Here is a 14472-nt window from a genome sequence, read left to right on the forward strand (position 1 = left end):
TGGACAAGGAAAACGTAACTTTATAACAAACGTAACGTTATTACATTTAATTCCGCAGGAGAACTTCATGTCGATCCATCTTGGCAAGCCGATGCAGATTGCCGTCCTTCTGGCGCTGACGGCGCTATCGCCCCTTCCAGCCTTCGCCGATGACCATACGGAAACATGGCGGCTGTTCGTCGCCGATCATACCCGGCCGGTGGTGCGGGCGCTGGATGCGGCCAGCGGCAGCGAGCTCGGCCGGTTCGATCTCGCCGGCTTTGCCGCGCTCTCGCTCAGCGATACCGGCAAGACGGTGTTTGCCGTGCAGGGGGACAAGGACACGGTGCAGGTGATTTCCTCCGGCATCGTCCTTTCCGATCATGGCGAGCACCGCGATATCGAGGTGTCCGAGCCGAAACTGCTGCCCGGTATGATCAATGGCAGGAAGCCGGGCCATGTCGTGACCCATGGCGACGATGTGGCCATCTTCTACGATCGCGGCGGCAAGACCGATCTCTTCCAGGAGAGCGCGCTGCTTGACGGCAAGGGCGATGCCGCCAGCATCGATACGACAGCGCCGCATCATGGCGTGGCGGTGCCGATGGGCAGGAACATTCTGGTTTCCGTGCCCAATATGGAGGCCGAGGTGAAGCCGGACGAGCTTCCGCCCCGGCTTGGCCTGCGCGTGGTGGACAGGGCAGGCCGGCAGATCGGCGATATCGCCCCCTGCACGGGGCTGCATGGCGAAGCGACATCGGCGCGGCTTGTCGCCTTCGGCTGCCAGGAGGGGGTTCTGGTTGTCCGGCCGGGCGGCATCGACGGGCCGAAGCTTGAGATGATCGCCTATGGCGATGATCTGCCGGACGGCAAGGTCTCCACCCTGCTCGGCGGCAGGTCCATGCAGTTCTTTCTCGGCAATTACGGCGAGGACAAGGTCGTGCTGATCGATCCGGATAGCGCCACACCCTACCATCTCATCGATCTGCCCACCCGCCGCGTCGATTTCATCCTCGATCCGGCCAATGCCCGCAACGCCTATATCCTTACCGAGGACGGCAAGCTGCATCTGCTCGATACGGTCAGCGGCGAAATCACCCGCTCAGTGGCTGTCACCGAGCCCTACAGCAAGGACGGACATTGGCGCGATCCGCGCCCACGGCTGGCGGTTGCCGGCGATCGCATCGCCATCACCGACCCGCGCCACAGCCTTGTCCGCATGATCGACAGCGGCACCTTTGCCGAGACCGCGACGATCCCCGTCGAAGGCCAGCCCTTTGCCATCGTCGCCGTCGGCGGCTCCGGGGCAACGCACTAATCTTGTATGCTGGCGGCGTGGATGCTCTACGCCGCCAGTTTCAGGCCGATGCCCCATGGGTCAATCAGGGACACGATCTCGCCATTGCGCGTCACCGGGATTTCCAGCTCGTCGAGTTTGGCGATGGCCTTCTGCAGCTTGGCCGGATCGTTGAAATGCACGGTATAATCGGCAAGGCCGGTCATGTTGGCCTGCCGCTTCGGGGCGCCGCGCGAATTCCAGATATTGGCGCCGACATGGTGATGGTACTTGCCGGACGCAAAGAAGCTGGCGCCGGGATAGGTGGCCATCAGGTCGAGCCCCAGCACATCGCCGAAGAAGGCGTTGGCCTGCGGGATATCCGAAACCTGCAGATGGATATGGCCGATCGCGGTGCCGTCGGCCATGCGCTCCCACTTGTCCTTCGGGGCTTCGTCGTACAGCGCCTGCAGGTCGAGCGGCAGCGTCGCCATCTTGATCATGCCGTCATCGACATATTTCCATTCGGCGCGCGGCCGGTCGCGATAGACCTCGATGCCGTTGCCTTCGGGGTCGCCGAGATAGATCGCTTCCGAGACCAGATGGTCGGAGGCGCCCTGCAAAGGCACGTTGTTATGGGCGATATGGGCCAGCCAGCGGCCAAGCTCGGTGCGGTCGGGAACCAGAAATGCCGTGTGGAACAGGCCCGGCGCGTTGCGCGGCGCAGTCGCGGCATTGCCTTCCGTCGTCAGCGTCAGAAGCGGCCGGCCGGCAACGCCGAGTGTTTCGCCGCTTGCCGTCTTTTCGATCGGCGAAAGCCCCATGATCGTCTGGTACCACGATGAGACCATCGGCAGGTCGCGCACCACCAGATGCGAGTGATCGACATAGGCGGGCATGCGGATGGCGTGGGTGGCGGCTTGCTCGGTCATATCAGGGCTTTCTGCCTTGGCTGTGGTCGCTGCGGCTCCGGTCACCAGGGCCGTTGCCGAAAACTTCATGAACGTGCGTCTGTCGAGGCCGGTCATGGCGCGCTCCCGTTGAATGCTGTTGCCAACCTATATGACGCGCGTGTGGCGTTCACGGTAGGTGCCGTATTGAGGATGTACTGTTCTCCCTTCGTTGACAATCGTGTGCACGCGGCATGGCAGGCTGTGACTTTTCCATCGGCATACCTATATTGTATCAAGCCACGCAAGACAGCGAGGGTTGGTGAAGACAACGGCCCCCGTGGCGGAATATCCCGCCTCCTGGCTGGCGTGGCGAACCCGAGGAGACCGTCATGTATTCGAAAATCATCGTCCCGATTGCCATGGACCAGCTGGAGCACGGCGAGAAAGTGCTGGAGCGCGCCCAGTCGCTGCTCGACGACGGCGGCGAGATTATTCTTCTCAATGTCGTCGAGGATCTGAACGCCTATGCGCAAGGCTATATGATCGTCGATTTTCCGCTGGAAATGATCGAGGCCTCGCGTGCGCATGCCAAGAAGACGCTGACCGACCTGATGGAAAAACATGGCATCAACGGCCATGTCGAAATCCGCATCGGCGGGGCGGCGGGCGTGATCAACGCCTTTGCCGAGGAGGTAAACGGCGATCTGGTGATCATCGCCTCGCACCGGCCGGGGCTGATCGACTATTTCATCGGCTCGACCGCCAGCCGTGTCGCCAGCCATTGCAAATGTGCGGTGCTGATCGACCGCTGATACGGCCAATCAGCCGGCGATGCGTTCGGGCCGGGCCCCACCGTGTCTCTGCCGCGCCGTGGCGGCAGGGCCGTCTCGCGGCCACGGCCATATTGCCGTGGCGAACGGCCCATGACCCGCTTGAACGCCGTGCTGAAACACACCGTTTTGCATCGTTCTCAGGCGAAATGTCAGTCTGTCGCAATTCTTTATTTTTGCGGCCCTGTTTCCGCCCTTAACCCTGTGTCAAATTGCCGTGCCTCTGAGGCTTGCCGTAGCTCCACGTTGCCGGCAGACTGCGGCGGGTCTGCCGGCAAGCGCCGCCGGGCCGGAATTGAAGTGAAGCATCGAGAGGCTGTCTTGGAGATCAAGGGCATCAAGTGGAATTACGATCGCTCTGAACTGATCGCCGATGGCGTCGTTCATGGGGTCGGTCTTGCCTTCGCGCTGATCGGCGTCACCGCGCTGATCTTCTATGCCAGCGTCTGGAGCACGTCGGGACAGCTGGTGGCCGCCTGGATCTACGGCGCCGGGCTGGTGGCGACGCTGTCGATCTCCTTCCTCTACAATCTCTATCCGGTATCGCGCACCAAATGGTTCCTGCGCCGGTTCGACCATTCCTCGATCTTCGTGCTGATCGCCGCCACCTATACGCCCTTCCTGCAGCGCGGCTGGGACGATCCCTATCTGTTCGGCATGCTGATCGGCATCTGGTCGATCGCCATTGTCGGCGTGCTGATCAAATGCGTCTTTCCCGGCCGGTTCGACAAGCTGGCGATCCTGCTCTATCTCGCCATGGGCTGGAGCGGCGTCTTTGCCGCCGGTCCGCTGCTGTCGGAGCTGACGGAAACGACACTGGTGCTGATCGTGATCGGCGGCGTCATCTATTCCTGCGGCGTGATCTTCCATGTATGGGAAAAGCTGCGCTACCAGAACGCCATCTGGCACGGCTTCGTCGTCACCGCCGCTGCCGTCCACTATTCCGCCGTTCTCGCCTGCATCAGTAGCGCCACGACCTGACCGCCTGATTTTTCGAACGCGACGGGGTGCCGTTGTGGCCGGCGGTATCCGTTTCGCGCAGCCCCCGGCGGCGCCCGCCTGCATCCTTTCGCAGGTCGCAGCGTTTCTCAAGAGCATCTCCTGCTGACAGCTTGCCGTACATAACCACAGAGAGCATCGCTTCCCGCGTTTCAACCCGTTAACGAACTATTAGCAATTTTGACACGCCCTCGAAAAAATCGCTATGCTGGGTCAAACGGTGGAAAAACAACGCCGGGATGGAGGAAGAATGTCAGAGCAAGGCAATTCCGCAAGCCGCAACGGCACAAGCCGGCGTCAGGATTCCGGTGGGCGTGGGGATTATGGCGTCGACGACAGGGGCGTTCCCCTGTGGAGCGAGGCCGATGCGGCGGAGACGTCTGGCCGCAACTGGTCGATCATCCTTGTCTTCGCCTTCGTGCCGCTGATGGCGCTGATCGTGCTGGCGCTCTGTGTCTACGCCCTGTTTACCCATGTCTTCGGCACGCCGCAGGCGCCGGAGACGGTGATCGAAAGCACCCATCAGCCATCCTGAATGGCCGCCGGCGCGGTGTCCTGTCCGCGCCCGGCCGGCATCATTCTGTTCGCCCGCTTATGCCGGCTCGCCAATCATTCCTGCTCGCCAATCATTCCTGCTCGAATGTCAGCGCGACGCCGTTCATGCAGTAGCGCAGGCCGGTCGGCGGCGGACCGTCGGGAAAGACATGGCCGAGATGCGCATCGCAATCGGCACAGCGGATTTCCGTCCGGCTCATGCCGTAGGAGTTGTCGTGATGCTTCACCACCGCGTCACTGGAAATCGGCTCGTAGAAGCTCGGCCAGCCGGTGCCGGAATTGAACTTTGCCTGTGAGCGATAGAGCGGCCGGTTGCAGCAGACGCAGTGATAGACACCCTTCTTGCTGAGATCGAAATCCGGGCTGGAAAAGGCGCGCTCGGTGCCGTGCTGGCGGGTGATGCGGTACTGGTCCGGCGTCAGCTGTTCGCGCCATTCCGCATCGGTCTTGATCACTTTCAAGGTGCTGGTGTCGTTCATCGGTCTCTCCTCGAGTTTCAGCAGATATAGGAAGGAGTTCGGCATCCGGCAATCGCCGTTTGAGCCCCGGAGCCTTTCGATATCAAATTAGCCTGTCGTGGCGGAAGCCGCCGTCCTGAGCCTGGGATGGCTCCCTATAATCTGTATATCCTTGCCCAACCTTGAGTTTACCTGTCGCTTGGCTTATCCCGAAGAACAGCCACGGCATCGGCCGCTGGCAGGCCCGTTTTGCGCTGCTGCAACATGAGAAAGGAACGACCGGACCGATGAATGTCACCGATCTGACATTTCTGGCCCTCTGCCTTCCTTTCCTGGGCGCGCTTGTCGCCCCCTGGCTGACACGGGCGCTCGGCCACAACGCCGCCTGGGTGCTGGCCCTCATTCCCGTTGCGGTCTTCCTGCATTTTACCGGGTTTTCGGCTGAGATCGCCAACGGCGGCACCGTCACCGGCGGCTATGCCTGGGTGCCGTCTTTCGATGTCCGCTTTTCCTGGCTGATCGACGGGCTGTCGTTGACCTTCATCCTGTTGATTTCCGGCATCGGCGCGCTGATCGTGCTTTATGCCGGCGGTTACCTCAAGGGCCATCCGCATCAGGGCCGGTTCTTCTCGTTCCTGCTGATGTTCATGGGCTCGATGCTCGGGCTGGTGGCTTCCGACAGTTTCCTGATGCTGTTCGTCTTCTGGGAGCTGACCTCGATCACCTCCTTCCTGCTGATCGGCTTCGATCATCAGCGTGAAGCGGCCCGCCGTGCGGCGTTCCAGGCGTTGGTCGTCACCGGCGGCGGCGGCCTGTTCCTGCTCGCCGGTCTGATCGTGCTGTGGAATATCTCCGGCGTCGCCCAGTTTTCAGGCCTGGCGTCGCTCGGCCCGCTGGTCAAGGCCAGCCCGCTCTATCTTGCCGCCCTGATCCTCGTGCTTGGCGGCGCCTTTACCAAATCGGCGCAGTTCCCATTCCATTTCTGGCTGCCGAACGCCATGGAAGCGCCGACGCCGGTGTCCGCCTATCTGCATTCGGCCACCATGGTGAAGGCCGGCGTCTACCTGCTGATGCGGCTCAACCCCGTGCTCGGCGGAACGGTGGAATGGCAGATCATCCTGCCGGTGTTCGGCGCGGCAACCCTTCTCATCGGTGCGCTGCTGGCGGTGCGCCAGACCGACCTCAAGCTGATGCTCGCCTATACGACGATGTCGTCGCTCGGCCTTCTGGTAATGCTGACCGGCTTTGGCGCGCCTTACGCGATCGAGGCGGCGGTGCTTTATCTCGTGGCGCATTCGCTGTTCAAGGGCGCGCTGTTCATGGTCGCCGGCGTCATCGATCACGAAACGGGCACGCGCGACGTCACCCGGCTGGGTGGCCTGCGCTCGGCGATGCCGCTGACCTTCGCGATCGCGCAGGCCGCCGCAATCTCGATGGGCGGCCTGCCGCCGTTCTTCGGCTTCCTCGCCAAGGAGGAGGTTTATGCCGCACTCTCGGTCTTCGATCCGCGTTCGATCGCCTTTGCAGCGCTTGCCGTTATCGGCAATGCCCTGATGTTCGCCATCGCCTTTGCCGTGGCGCTGAAGCCGTTTATCGGACAACCCGTCGCGACCCCGAAGCATGCGCATGAAGCGCCGCTGCTGCTCTGGCTTGGCCCCGCCGTGCTGGCGCTTGCCGGACTTGCCGCCGCCGTGCTGTCGGGCACCGTCCATGCGCTGATCTCGTCGCCGATGGCTTCGGCGATTGCCGGCGAAGCGCGCACCGTCACCCTATCGCTCGAACCGCATCTCGGCGTGCCGCTCGCCCTCTCGGCGCTCACCGTCGCTGCCGGTATCGGTTTCTATCTCGGTCTTGCGCGCCTTCGGGCCGGTATCGCAGCGGTTCTCACGGCCATCGGCTGGGGGCCGGATCGTGGTTTCGACCAAGCAATCCGCGGCCTGCTTCGCCTGTCCTTTGCCGTGACGCGGCGGCTGCAGAACGGCAGGCTCGACACCTATATGACCATGACCTTCGTGATGGTGGCCGTCGTCCTGCTGGTGCCGCCGTTCCTGTTCGGCGAGCTGGCCCGGCCGCCGATCTTCCCGTCCATTCCGCTGCATGAACTCGCCATCATGGCCATTGCGGTGATCGGGCTTGTCGCGGTTCTTCTCGCCAAGGACCGGCTGACGGCGATCGTCTCGCTGGGTATCCAGGGTTTCTCGGTCGCGGTCATCTTCCTGCTCTATGGGGCACCGGACCTCGCCTTCACCCAGTTCATGATCGAAACGCTGGCCGTCGTCATCCTGGCGCTGGTGATGACGCGGCTGCGGCTGTCGCCGTCCGACCGCCGCCCGCTGCGCCAGACCCTGCCGGATGCGGCCATCGCGCTTGCCTGCGGGCTCGGCGTCACGTTGCTGCTGCTCAAGGTGACGCAAGGGCCGTTCAACACCGCGCTCACCGATTTCTTCAACCAGTATTCGAAGACCATCGCCCATGGCGGCAATGTCGTGAACGTCATCATCGTCGATTTCCGCGGCACCGATACGCTGGGCGAGATCGCCGTGGTGATGATCGCAGGCCTCGCCGTGCTGTCGCTGGTGCGGCTGCGGGCTGGCTCGATGCGGCGCATCGCCGACAATGATCCGGACACGGAGGAGGCCGGCCGATGAAATCGCTGATCTTGCGCACCGCCGCCCCGCCGATCGTCGGCGTCATGCTGCTGTTTTCGATCTTCGTGCTTCTGCGCGGCCATAACGAGCCGGGCGGCGGCTTCATCGGCGGGCTGATCGCCGTTGCCGCCTTGTCGATCTACGGCATTGCCTTTGGCGTCGAAACCGTGCGCCGGGCGATCGTCTTTCATCCGCTGGCGATATCGGGGGCGGGGCTGCTGCTGGCAACGCTGTCGGGCCTGCTGTCGATGCTGTTCCATGTGCCGTTCATGTCCGGGCTCTGGGCCTATCCGGTGATTCTGGGCGAGGAGGTGCCGCTGTCGAGCGTCATGACCTTCGATATCGGCGTCTATCTGGTCGTCGTCGGCGCGGTCACCTCCATCGCCCTGTCGCTCGAGGAAAGGGGAGAGGATTGATGGAACCGGTTTTCGCCGTTCTCACCGGTATTTTCCTCGCGGTCGCCGTCTATCTGCTGCTGTCGAAATTCATCATCCGCATGCTGCTCGGCGTCGCCATTCTCGGCAATGCCGTCAATCTGCTGATCTTCACCAGCGGCCGCATCCTGCGCGAGGTGCCGCCGGTCATCGGTGCCGGGCTCGACGTGCCCGCCGGGCCGACCGCCAATCCGCTGCCGCAGGCACTGATCCTGACGGCAATCGTCATTTCCTTCTCGTTCTTCGCCTTCCTGCTGGTGCTCTCCTGGCGGGCCTATAGCGGCCTTGGAACCGACAACACCGACGCGATGCGCGTGGCCGAGCCGGACGATGCCCGGCTGCCGCCGCTTGGATACTGACAGACATGGCCGCTTCCTCCTCTCCCGCCGATCTCTCCGCAGCGCTGGTCCTCCAGCCGGTGGCAGCACTCGACTGGCTGGTGATCCTGCCGGTCGCGTGGTGCATCGGCATTGGCGCCGTGCTGATGATGGTCCGCCACAGGGGATGGCTCCACCCGCTGATCGCCGTGGCCGCCCTTGCCGTTCTCGTCGGGCTCGATGCCGCGCTGTTGTGGCATGTGGCCGGAAACGGCCCGGTGACGATGGTCATGGGCCGCTGGCTGCCGCCCTTCGGCATCGCCTTCACGGTCGACCTGACCGGCGCGCTGTTTGCTCTCACCGCCGCGGTCGTGGCGCTCGCAGGCGCTGTCGCTGCCATCGACGATATCAATGCCAGCGGCCGGCGCTATGGCTTCTATCCCTTCCTGATGCTGTTGATGGCGGGCGTCAGCGGCGCCTTCCTGACCGGCGATATCTTCAATCTCTATGTCTGGTTCGAGGTGCTGCTGATCTCGTCCTTCGGGCTGCTGGTGCTCGGCAGCGAGCGCGAGCAGATCGACGGGGCGGTGAAATACGGCTTCCTCAACCTGGTCGCCACCACGCTGTTCCTGATCGCCACCGGCTATCTCTACGGCATCTTCGGCACGCTCAACATGGCCGATATCGCCCGCAAGGCACCGGGCCTGCGCGACACCGCGCCGCTGGTGACGCTGACGGGCCTCTACATTCTCGCCTTCGCGATGAAGGCGGCGGCCTTCCCGGTGAATTTCTGGCTGCCCGCCTCCTATCACACGCCGCGCATCGTCGTCTCCGCGCTGTTTGCCGGCCTGCTCACCAAGGTCGGCATCTATGCGCTGATCCGCGTCTGCGTCATGCTGTTTCCGTTTGCGCGCGAGCAGTTGAGCCTCGTCATCGCCATCGTTGCCGCACTGACCATGCTGACCGGCGCACTTGGGAGCCTGGCGCAGACCGATACCCGCCGCCTGCTCGGCTATCTCGTCATCTCCGGCATCGGCGCCATGCTGGCCGGTATTGCCATCGGCGGGGCGGATGCCATCGGCGGCGCGATCTTCTATGCGCTGCATTCCATGCTGGTGATGACCGCGCTCTATCTGGCGGTCGGGCTTGCCGCCCGGCTCGGTGGCGGTTTTTCGCTGAGCACCCTCGGCGGGCTTTACCGGGGGCATGCGCTGTTTGCCGCGCTGTCGCTGATGCTGTTCTTCTCGGTCTCCGGCCTGCCGCCGTTCTCCGGCTTCTGGCCGAAGGTGATGCTGGTCAAGGCAGCGCTCGACAGCGGTGCCGGCTGGCTGGCGGGCGCCCTGCTGCTCACCGGCTTCCTGACGATGATCGCCACCGGCCGGGTGTTCCTGCTCGCCTACTGGCGGCCCGCGCCGGAAGGTCAAGCCGTGCAGCAGGCGGCCTTGCCGGTCACGGCCCTGTTGCCGCTGCTGGTAATGACGGCGCTGAGCGTCCTCATCGGTCTTTTCCCCGAAACCCTGCTGGCCCTGATCAAGACCGCCGCCTTGACGCTCGATGCGCCGTCGGCCTATCTGAATTCCGTCTTTCCGGCGGGGAGCGCGCCATGACGTTCATTGCCGTCAACCTGATGCTGACCCTGATCTGGGCCGCCGTTTCCGGCAGCTTCAGCATCCACAATCTCCTGCTCGGTTTTGCCGCCGGGGCACTGTCGCTGTGGCTGGTGCGCGAACACCTCCCGGCCAGCCTGCACCGGGTCCGCCCGGTCAAGCTTCTGTTGCTGGTGGGCCTGTTCGTCAAGGAACTCGCGCTCTCGGCGATCAAGGTGGCGATCATGGTTCTCAAGCCAGACATGCGGCTGAAGCCCGGCATCTTCGCTTTTCCGCTGACGCTGACGCGCGATTTCGAGATCACGCTTCTGGCCAACCTGATCACGCTGACGCCGGGCACGCTGTCGGTCGATGTGTCGGAGGATCGCAAGACGCTCTACGTGCACGCGCTCGACTGCCATGATCCGGCCGCCGAAAAGCGGGCGATCTCCAGCGGCTTCGAGCGCCGCATCCGCGAGGCTTTTCCGCTATGAGCGCATCCGTCCTTCTCTCGTTTTCCACCGCCTTCGCGCTGATTGTCCTGTCGCTCGGCCTGCTGTTGACGGTCGTGCGGATACTGCGCGGCCCAACGTTGCCCGACCGGGTGCTCGGTCTCGACATGCTGGTGGCTGTCGCCATCGGCTTCATCGCCGTCATCGCCATCCGCAGCGGCTACACCCTCTATATTGATATCGCCATCGCGCTCGGCCTCGTCGGTTTTCTGGCAACCGTCGCCTTCGCCCGCTTCATTCTGGCGCGCGGACTGTCGCCGGAAACGCAGAAGGGGGCAGGACAGGATGTGCCGGCAGCGCCAAAGCCCAATCGCGGCAAGCCTAGCCGCGACAAGCCTGCACGCCGCAAGCACAAGGGAGCCCGGTGATGGCCGATGATGTCGATATGCTCACCGCCATTGCCGTCAGCGTCCTCCTGGTGCTCGGCTCGCTCTTCAGCCTGCTGGCAGCGCTCGGGATCCTGCGCTTTCCCGATCTCTACACGCGCATGCATGCGGCCTCCAAGGCGGGCACGATCGGCTCGGGCCTGCTGCTGCTCGCCGCCGGTCTCCATGCGCTCGATGGGGCCATCCTGCTGCGGGCGCTGGCCGGTTTTGCCTTCTTCGTGCTGACGGCGCCGATTTCGGCCCATCTCCTTGCCAAGGCCGCGCATCAGGCGGGCTACAAGCTCAGCAATCTGTCCGTCACCGACCAATTGCCACAGTCAAAGCAGAAATCCGGCAATATTTAGCGCGCCGTGCCTTTAATCGAACGCATTCTGCCGTAAAGCATGCCGCCGAGCGGTTCGCACGAAACCGGCCAGCTGTCGTGAGACGGCAGGAAGCGTACTGTTGAAGGCTCGATGCTTCTGTTTGCGGAAGCATTTCCGGATGTTCGAAGTAGACTGTCGCCGACTTCCAGCGCAGTGCAGCGTTTTCCGGTAGACGTATCGTAATGTTTCCGCCGACACGGCGGTTTCCCCCGCCTATCAAGATCAATAGGCTAGATCTCGCATAAAATATTATTGGACTTTTGTTCGATCAATGTTAATCGAGTAAAGGCAAAGTGTCCGTTTCTATTTTACTTCGATCTGAGATTCCAGCATGGGTTGTGATTGTTGATTGTTGCTTTGAAGTGCCGGATCCGTCCAGCGCTTTGGCAACAGATTCCGGCCCTGGAATTGGGAGTATTACAAGGTTGTCGCGGTTTTCGGTTGTGATCGGGGGTAAATCCTTCAGGTTCGGCGTTAAACCACGGTTTTCGGACACTTTCTCAGCATGTCTTGGTTGTGCTCGCGATAAACCCGTCGCGGGCATGTTTGACGAATTCCGATAGGAGAAAGAAAGAATGACGGATCTACCGCTTGGCTCGGGCCACGATCTTCTGGTTGAACTCACCGCAGAGATTGTCGCTGCCTATGTCAGCAATCACGTCGTCCCGGTTGCCGAACTCTCGACGCTGATCGGCGACGTCCATGCTGCCTTGAACAATACCAGCAGCCCGGCTCCGGTCGCTGTCGTGGTTGAAAAGCCGAAGCCGGCCGTTTCTGTCCGCAAGTCGGTCCAGGATGACCAGATCACCTGTTTGGAATGCGGCGGTACCTTCAAGTCGCTGAAGCGCCACCTGATGACACATCACAGCCTGTCGCCGGAAGATTATCGCGAGAAGTGGGACCTGCCGTCCGACTATCCGATGGTGGCTCCGGCCTATGCCGAAGCGCGTTCGCGCCTGGCCAAGGAAATGGGCCTCGGCCAGCGCCGCAAGCGCCGCGCCAAGTAATACCGGGATTTGGTATAAGCTACGGCTGGGTTCCAGCTATGAAACATCAAAACCGGCCTGGCATTGTCAGGCCGGTTTTTTGTTGTCCGATGCCCGTTGCCGGAATTGATGCCGTTTCCGGAATGAGGAAAATATACCTATTTTATTCCGGAGAATTCGCAAAAACGCCGAGAAAACAAGGAAAGGTTGCGAGGCCGGCCTTTTCTTTATCCCCGCATTTGCACTAGGGTGTATGAATTAATTCCTATTTTAAGGAGTGTGTTCATGCAAATCATCAGAACATTGTATCTGCATTCGTCCCGGAAAAAGCCCCGGCCGCCCGCTGCCCGCGGGCGGCGGCCAAAGTCCGTGCTGCCGCCCAAACCGCCACTCGCCTCCGGCAGCCCGGACGAGCCGTGGGGGCCGGTCCTGCCGGTGGCCGCCCATCTGCGCTGCCGTGTCGTGCGCCAGGTCACGGCGGAAATGGTGATGCTGGTGGGAGAGCGCGTGCCGCTCCGGCGCGACCGCCGCCGTATCAACTGCCATGTCAGGCAGATCTCCATGTATGTCTGCCATGTGGTCCTGCAGATTTCGCTGACCGATATCGGCTATTCCTTCGGCCGCGACCGCACGACCGTCGGCCACGCCTGCAATGTCGTCGAGGACCGCCGCGACGATCCGGCCTTCGACGATTTCCTCACCTCGCTCGAGCGCGTCGTCACCTCCGTCTTCGGGGCACCGGGAGGGCGCGAGCATGCGTGACGCGGCGATGACAGGTAACGCGGCGGGGAATGCCGCCCATAAGGACATCGTCCGTCTTGTCCGCTATGTCGCCAGCCATGCCCCGGTCCGGCTGCAACTGGCGCAAACGGGTGTGCTTCTGTGCCCCGGCGGGGTCGGGCCATCGCGGCAGGTCGCGCAGGGCACGTTCGAGCGGGCCTGCTCGCTGGGGCTCGTCGTTTCGGATGCGGGCGGCGTTCGGGCAACGGCGCAGGCGCCGGCCTTCCTGCGCCGCGCCCTTCTGGCACCCGAAGAGGCGTTTCAGGCGCAGCACCGTGATATCGAAAACCGTACCGTCGTCGTCGAGGGCATCCGCGAAACCGTCCGGGTCAACCGGCTGGAATCGCCGCTGGGTGCTGCTGCCCGCCTGAAGGAGAAGTCCGGCGCAGCCCTCCTGCCGCCCGAGGCGATTGCGGCCGGCGAACGGCTGCATGCGGATTTCACCCGGGCGCACTTGCAGCCGCGCCTCACCATGAGCTACGAGCCGCGCCTGTCGGCGAAAACGAAGGGCAGGGCGGGCGGCACCGCCGATCTCTGCGACACGGCGCTTGCCGCGCGCCTGCGGGTCGGCAAAGCGATGGAGGCGATCGGGCCGGAACTCTGCGGCGTCGCGCTCGACGTCTGCTGCTTTCAGAAGGGACTGGAGATTGTCGAGCGGGAGCGGCAATGGCCGGCGCGCTCCGCCAAGCTGATGCTGCGCACCGCCCTGATGGCGCTGGCCCGCCACTATGCGCCGCCGCCGCGCGGGGCAACGCGGCAAAGCCATGCCTGGGGAGCGGAAGGTTACCGGCCGGATGGCAGCGGTCTGGTGACGACGGCTATTCCGACAGCTGCCGGGCAGCCTCGTCCTTGATGCGCTTGACCATCGAGCGCAGGCCGTTGGCCCGCTGGGCGGTCAGGTATTCGATCAGGCCCATCCGGTCGAACAGGTCGATCGCATCGGTCTTGATGATGTCGGAGGCGTGCTGGCCGGAAAAGATCGACAGCACGATGGCAACGAGGCCGCGCACGATATGGGCATCCGATTCGCCCTCGAAGGTGAGGATCGGGTCGCTCACGGCATCGCTCGTATGGGTAACCAGCCAGACCTGGCTGGCGCATCCCTGCACCTTGTTTTCCGATGTGCGCTTGTCTTCCGGCATGTCCGGCAGCTTGCGGCCAAGCTCGATGACATAGCTCATCCGGTCCTGCCAATCGTCCAGATAGGCGCAATTGTCGATGATCTCGGCAAGCGGCGTGATCGCCGGTGTGTGGGTCTGGTTCATGGCGTTCATATAGGCGCGATGCCGAAAGGTGTGAAGCGGTTTTCCAACAAAACCTTGCCGTATCGATGGTCGGGAAGGGATTGGAAGACGTTTCTGTCCGGCGAGGTTGGGGGGGGGCAAGTGTATTGTGGTTTGGGCAATGGTTTGACGTTCGCGGCGTACTGAATTAATCTGTATTACAAATTCAGGAGAAAATCATGCCC

At 62.8% G+C, this 14472-nt stretch carries 17 protein-coding genes; 14 read left to right on the forward strand and 3 right to left on the reverse strand.

From position 1 onward, the window contains the following. Positions 1–67: 67 nt before the first annotated feature. Entirely contained in the window at positions 68–1297 is a 1230-nt protein-coding gene (aztD, locus tag ADU59_RS06240; RefSeq protein WP_068952825.1) for a zinc metallochaperone AztD, read from the forward strand. A gap of 26 nt (positions 1298–1323) precedes the next feature. On the opposite strand, the gene ADU59_RS06245 is transcribed toward aztD, so the two are convergent. Continuing rightward, complete coding sequence (locus ADU59_RS06245) at positions 1324–2187, reverse strand: VOC family protein (RefSeq protein ID WP_068953716.1); 864 nt, start codon at positions 2185–2187, stop codon at positions 1324–1326. Positions 2188–2537: 350 nt separating this feature from the next. On the opposite strand from ADU59_RS06245, the gene ADU59_RS06250 reads away from it, so the two are divergent. The 3 genes from ADU59_RS06250 to ADU59_RS06260 all read left to right on the forward strand — a co-directional run bounded on the left by ADU59_RS06250 (position 2538) and on the right by ADU59_RS06260 (position 4512). Continuing rightward, entirely contained in the window at positions 2538–2960 is a 423-nt protein-coding gene (locus tag ADU59_RS06250) for a universal stress protein (RefSeq protein WP_068952827.1), read from the forward strand. A gap of 339 nt (positions 2961–3299) precedes the next feature. Next, entirely contained in the window at positions 3300–3959 is a 660-nt protein-coding gene (gene trhA, locus ADU59_RS06255; RefSeq protein ID WP_068952829.1) for a PAQR family membrane homeostasis protein TrhA, read from the forward strand. 268 nt (positions 3960–4227) lie between these two features. Continuing rightward, positions 4228–4512 carry a hypothetical protein gene (locus ADU59_RS06260; RefSeq protein ID WP_068952831.1) on the forward strand — a complete coding sequence of 95 codons (285 nt, stop codon included), beginning with the start codon at positions 4228–4230 and terminating at the stop codon, positions 4510–4512. Between the two features lie 91 nt (positions 4513–4603). On the opposite strand, the gene msrB is transcribed toward ADU59_RS06260, so the two are convergent. Then, positions 4604–5011 carry a peptide-methionine (R)-S-oxide reductase MsrB gene (msrB, locus tag ADU59_RS06265; protein ID WP_068952833.1) on the reverse strand — a complete coding sequence of 136 codons (408 nt, stop codon included), beginning with the start codon at positions 5009–5011 and terminating at the stop codon, positions 4604–4606. A gap of 266 nt (positions 5012–5277) precedes the next feature. Here msrB and ADU59_RS06270 point away from each other — a divergent pair, with 266 nt between their 5' ends. The 10 genes from ADU59_RS06270 to ADU59_RS06315 all read left to right on the forward strand — a co-directional run bounded on the left by ADU59_RS06270 (position 5278) and on the right by ADU59_RS06315 (position 13857). Then, the gene (locus ADU59_RS06270) at positions 5278–7638 is read left to right on the forward strand and encodes a putative monovalent cation/H+ antiporter subunit A (RefSeq protein WP_068952835.1); all 2361 of its coding nucleotides are present in this window, start codon (positions 5278–5280) and stop codon (positions 7636–7638) included. Further along, on the forward strand, positions 7635–8054 hold the full coding sequence (locus ADU59_RS06275) for a Na(+)/H(+) antiporter subunit B (protein ID WP_068952837.1): 420 nt from the start codon (positions 7635–7637) through the stop codon (positions 8052–8054). Before ADU59_RS06270 ends, ADU59_RS06275 begins: the two co-directional genes overlap by 4 nt. Further along, a complete protein-coding gene (locus tag ADU59_RS06280) occupies positions 8054–8431 on the forward strand; it encodes a Na+/H+ antiporter subunit C (protein WP_068952839.1) in 378 nt (125 codons plus the stop codon). Before ADU59_RS06275 ends, ADU59_RS06280 begins: the two co-directional genes overlap by 1 nt. Positions 8432–8436: 5 nt before the next feature. Next, complete coding sequence (locus tag ADU59_RS06285) at positions 8437–9996, forward strand: Na+/H+ antiporter subunit D (protein WP_068952841.1); 1560 nt, start codon at positions 8437–8439, stop codon at positions 9994–9996. Beyond that, complete coding sequence (locus tag ADU59_RS06290) at positions 9993–10469, forward strand: Na+/H+ antiporter subunit E (RefSeq protein ID WP_068952843.1); 477 nt, start codon at positions 9993–9995, stop codon at positions 10467–10469. The genes ADU59_RS06285 and ADU59_RS06290 overlap by 4 nt, the downstream gene beginning before the upstream one ends. Next, complete coding sequence (locus ADU59_RS06295; protein WP_068952845.1) at positions 10466–10855, forward strand: cation:proton antiporter; 390 nt, start codon at positions 10466–10468, stop codon at positions 10853–10855. The genes ADU59_RS06290 and ADU59_RS06295 overlap by 4 nt, the downstream gene beginning before the upstream one ends. After that, entirely contained in the window at positions 10855–11217 is a 363-nt protein-coding gene (gene mnhG, locus ADU59_RS06300; RefSeq protein WP_068952847.1) for a monovalent cation/H(+) antiporter subunit G, read from the forward strand. Before ADU59_RS06295 ends, mnhG begins: the two co-directional genes overlap by 1 nt. 596 nt (positions 11218–11813) lie before the next feature. Next, entirely contained in the window at positions 11814–12245 is a 432-nt protein-coding gene (locus ADU59_RS06305) for a Ros/MucR family transcriptional regulator (RefSeq protein WP_068952849.1), read from the forward strand. Positions 12246–12509: 264 nt separating this feature from the next. Beyond that, positions 12510–12986 (forward strand): helix-turn-helix domain-containing protein, encoded by a 477-nt coding sequence (locus ADU59_RS31130; RefSeq protein WP_244506361.1) that lies wholly within the window; start codon positions 12510–12512, stop codon positions 12984–12986. Then, the gene (locus ADU59_RS06315) at positions 12979–13857 is read left to right on the forward strand and encodes a DUF6456 domain-containing protein (RefSeq protein ID WP_244506362.1); all 879 of its coding nucleotides are present in this window, start codon (positions 12979–12981) and stop codon (positions 13855–13857) included. Before ADU59_RS31130 ends, ADU59_RS06315 begins: the two co-directional genes overlap by 8 nt. Here the strand turns inward: ADU59_RS06315 and ADU59_RS06320 are convergent. Continuing rightward, complete coding sequence (locus ADU59_RS06320; protein WP_068953719.1) at positions 13823–14269, reverse strand: SufE family protein; 447 nt, start codon at positions 14267–14269, stop codon at positions 13823–13825. The two genes, ADU59_RS06315 and ADU59_RS06320, sit on opposite strands and share 35 nt — an antisense overlap. Positions 14270–14472: the final 203 nt, after the last annotated feature.

Source organism: Pararhizobium polonicum, assembly GCF_001687365.1.
Lineage (GTDB): Bacteria > Pseudomonadota > Alphaproteobacteria > Rhizobiales > Rhizobiaceae > Pararhizobium > Pararhizobium polonicum.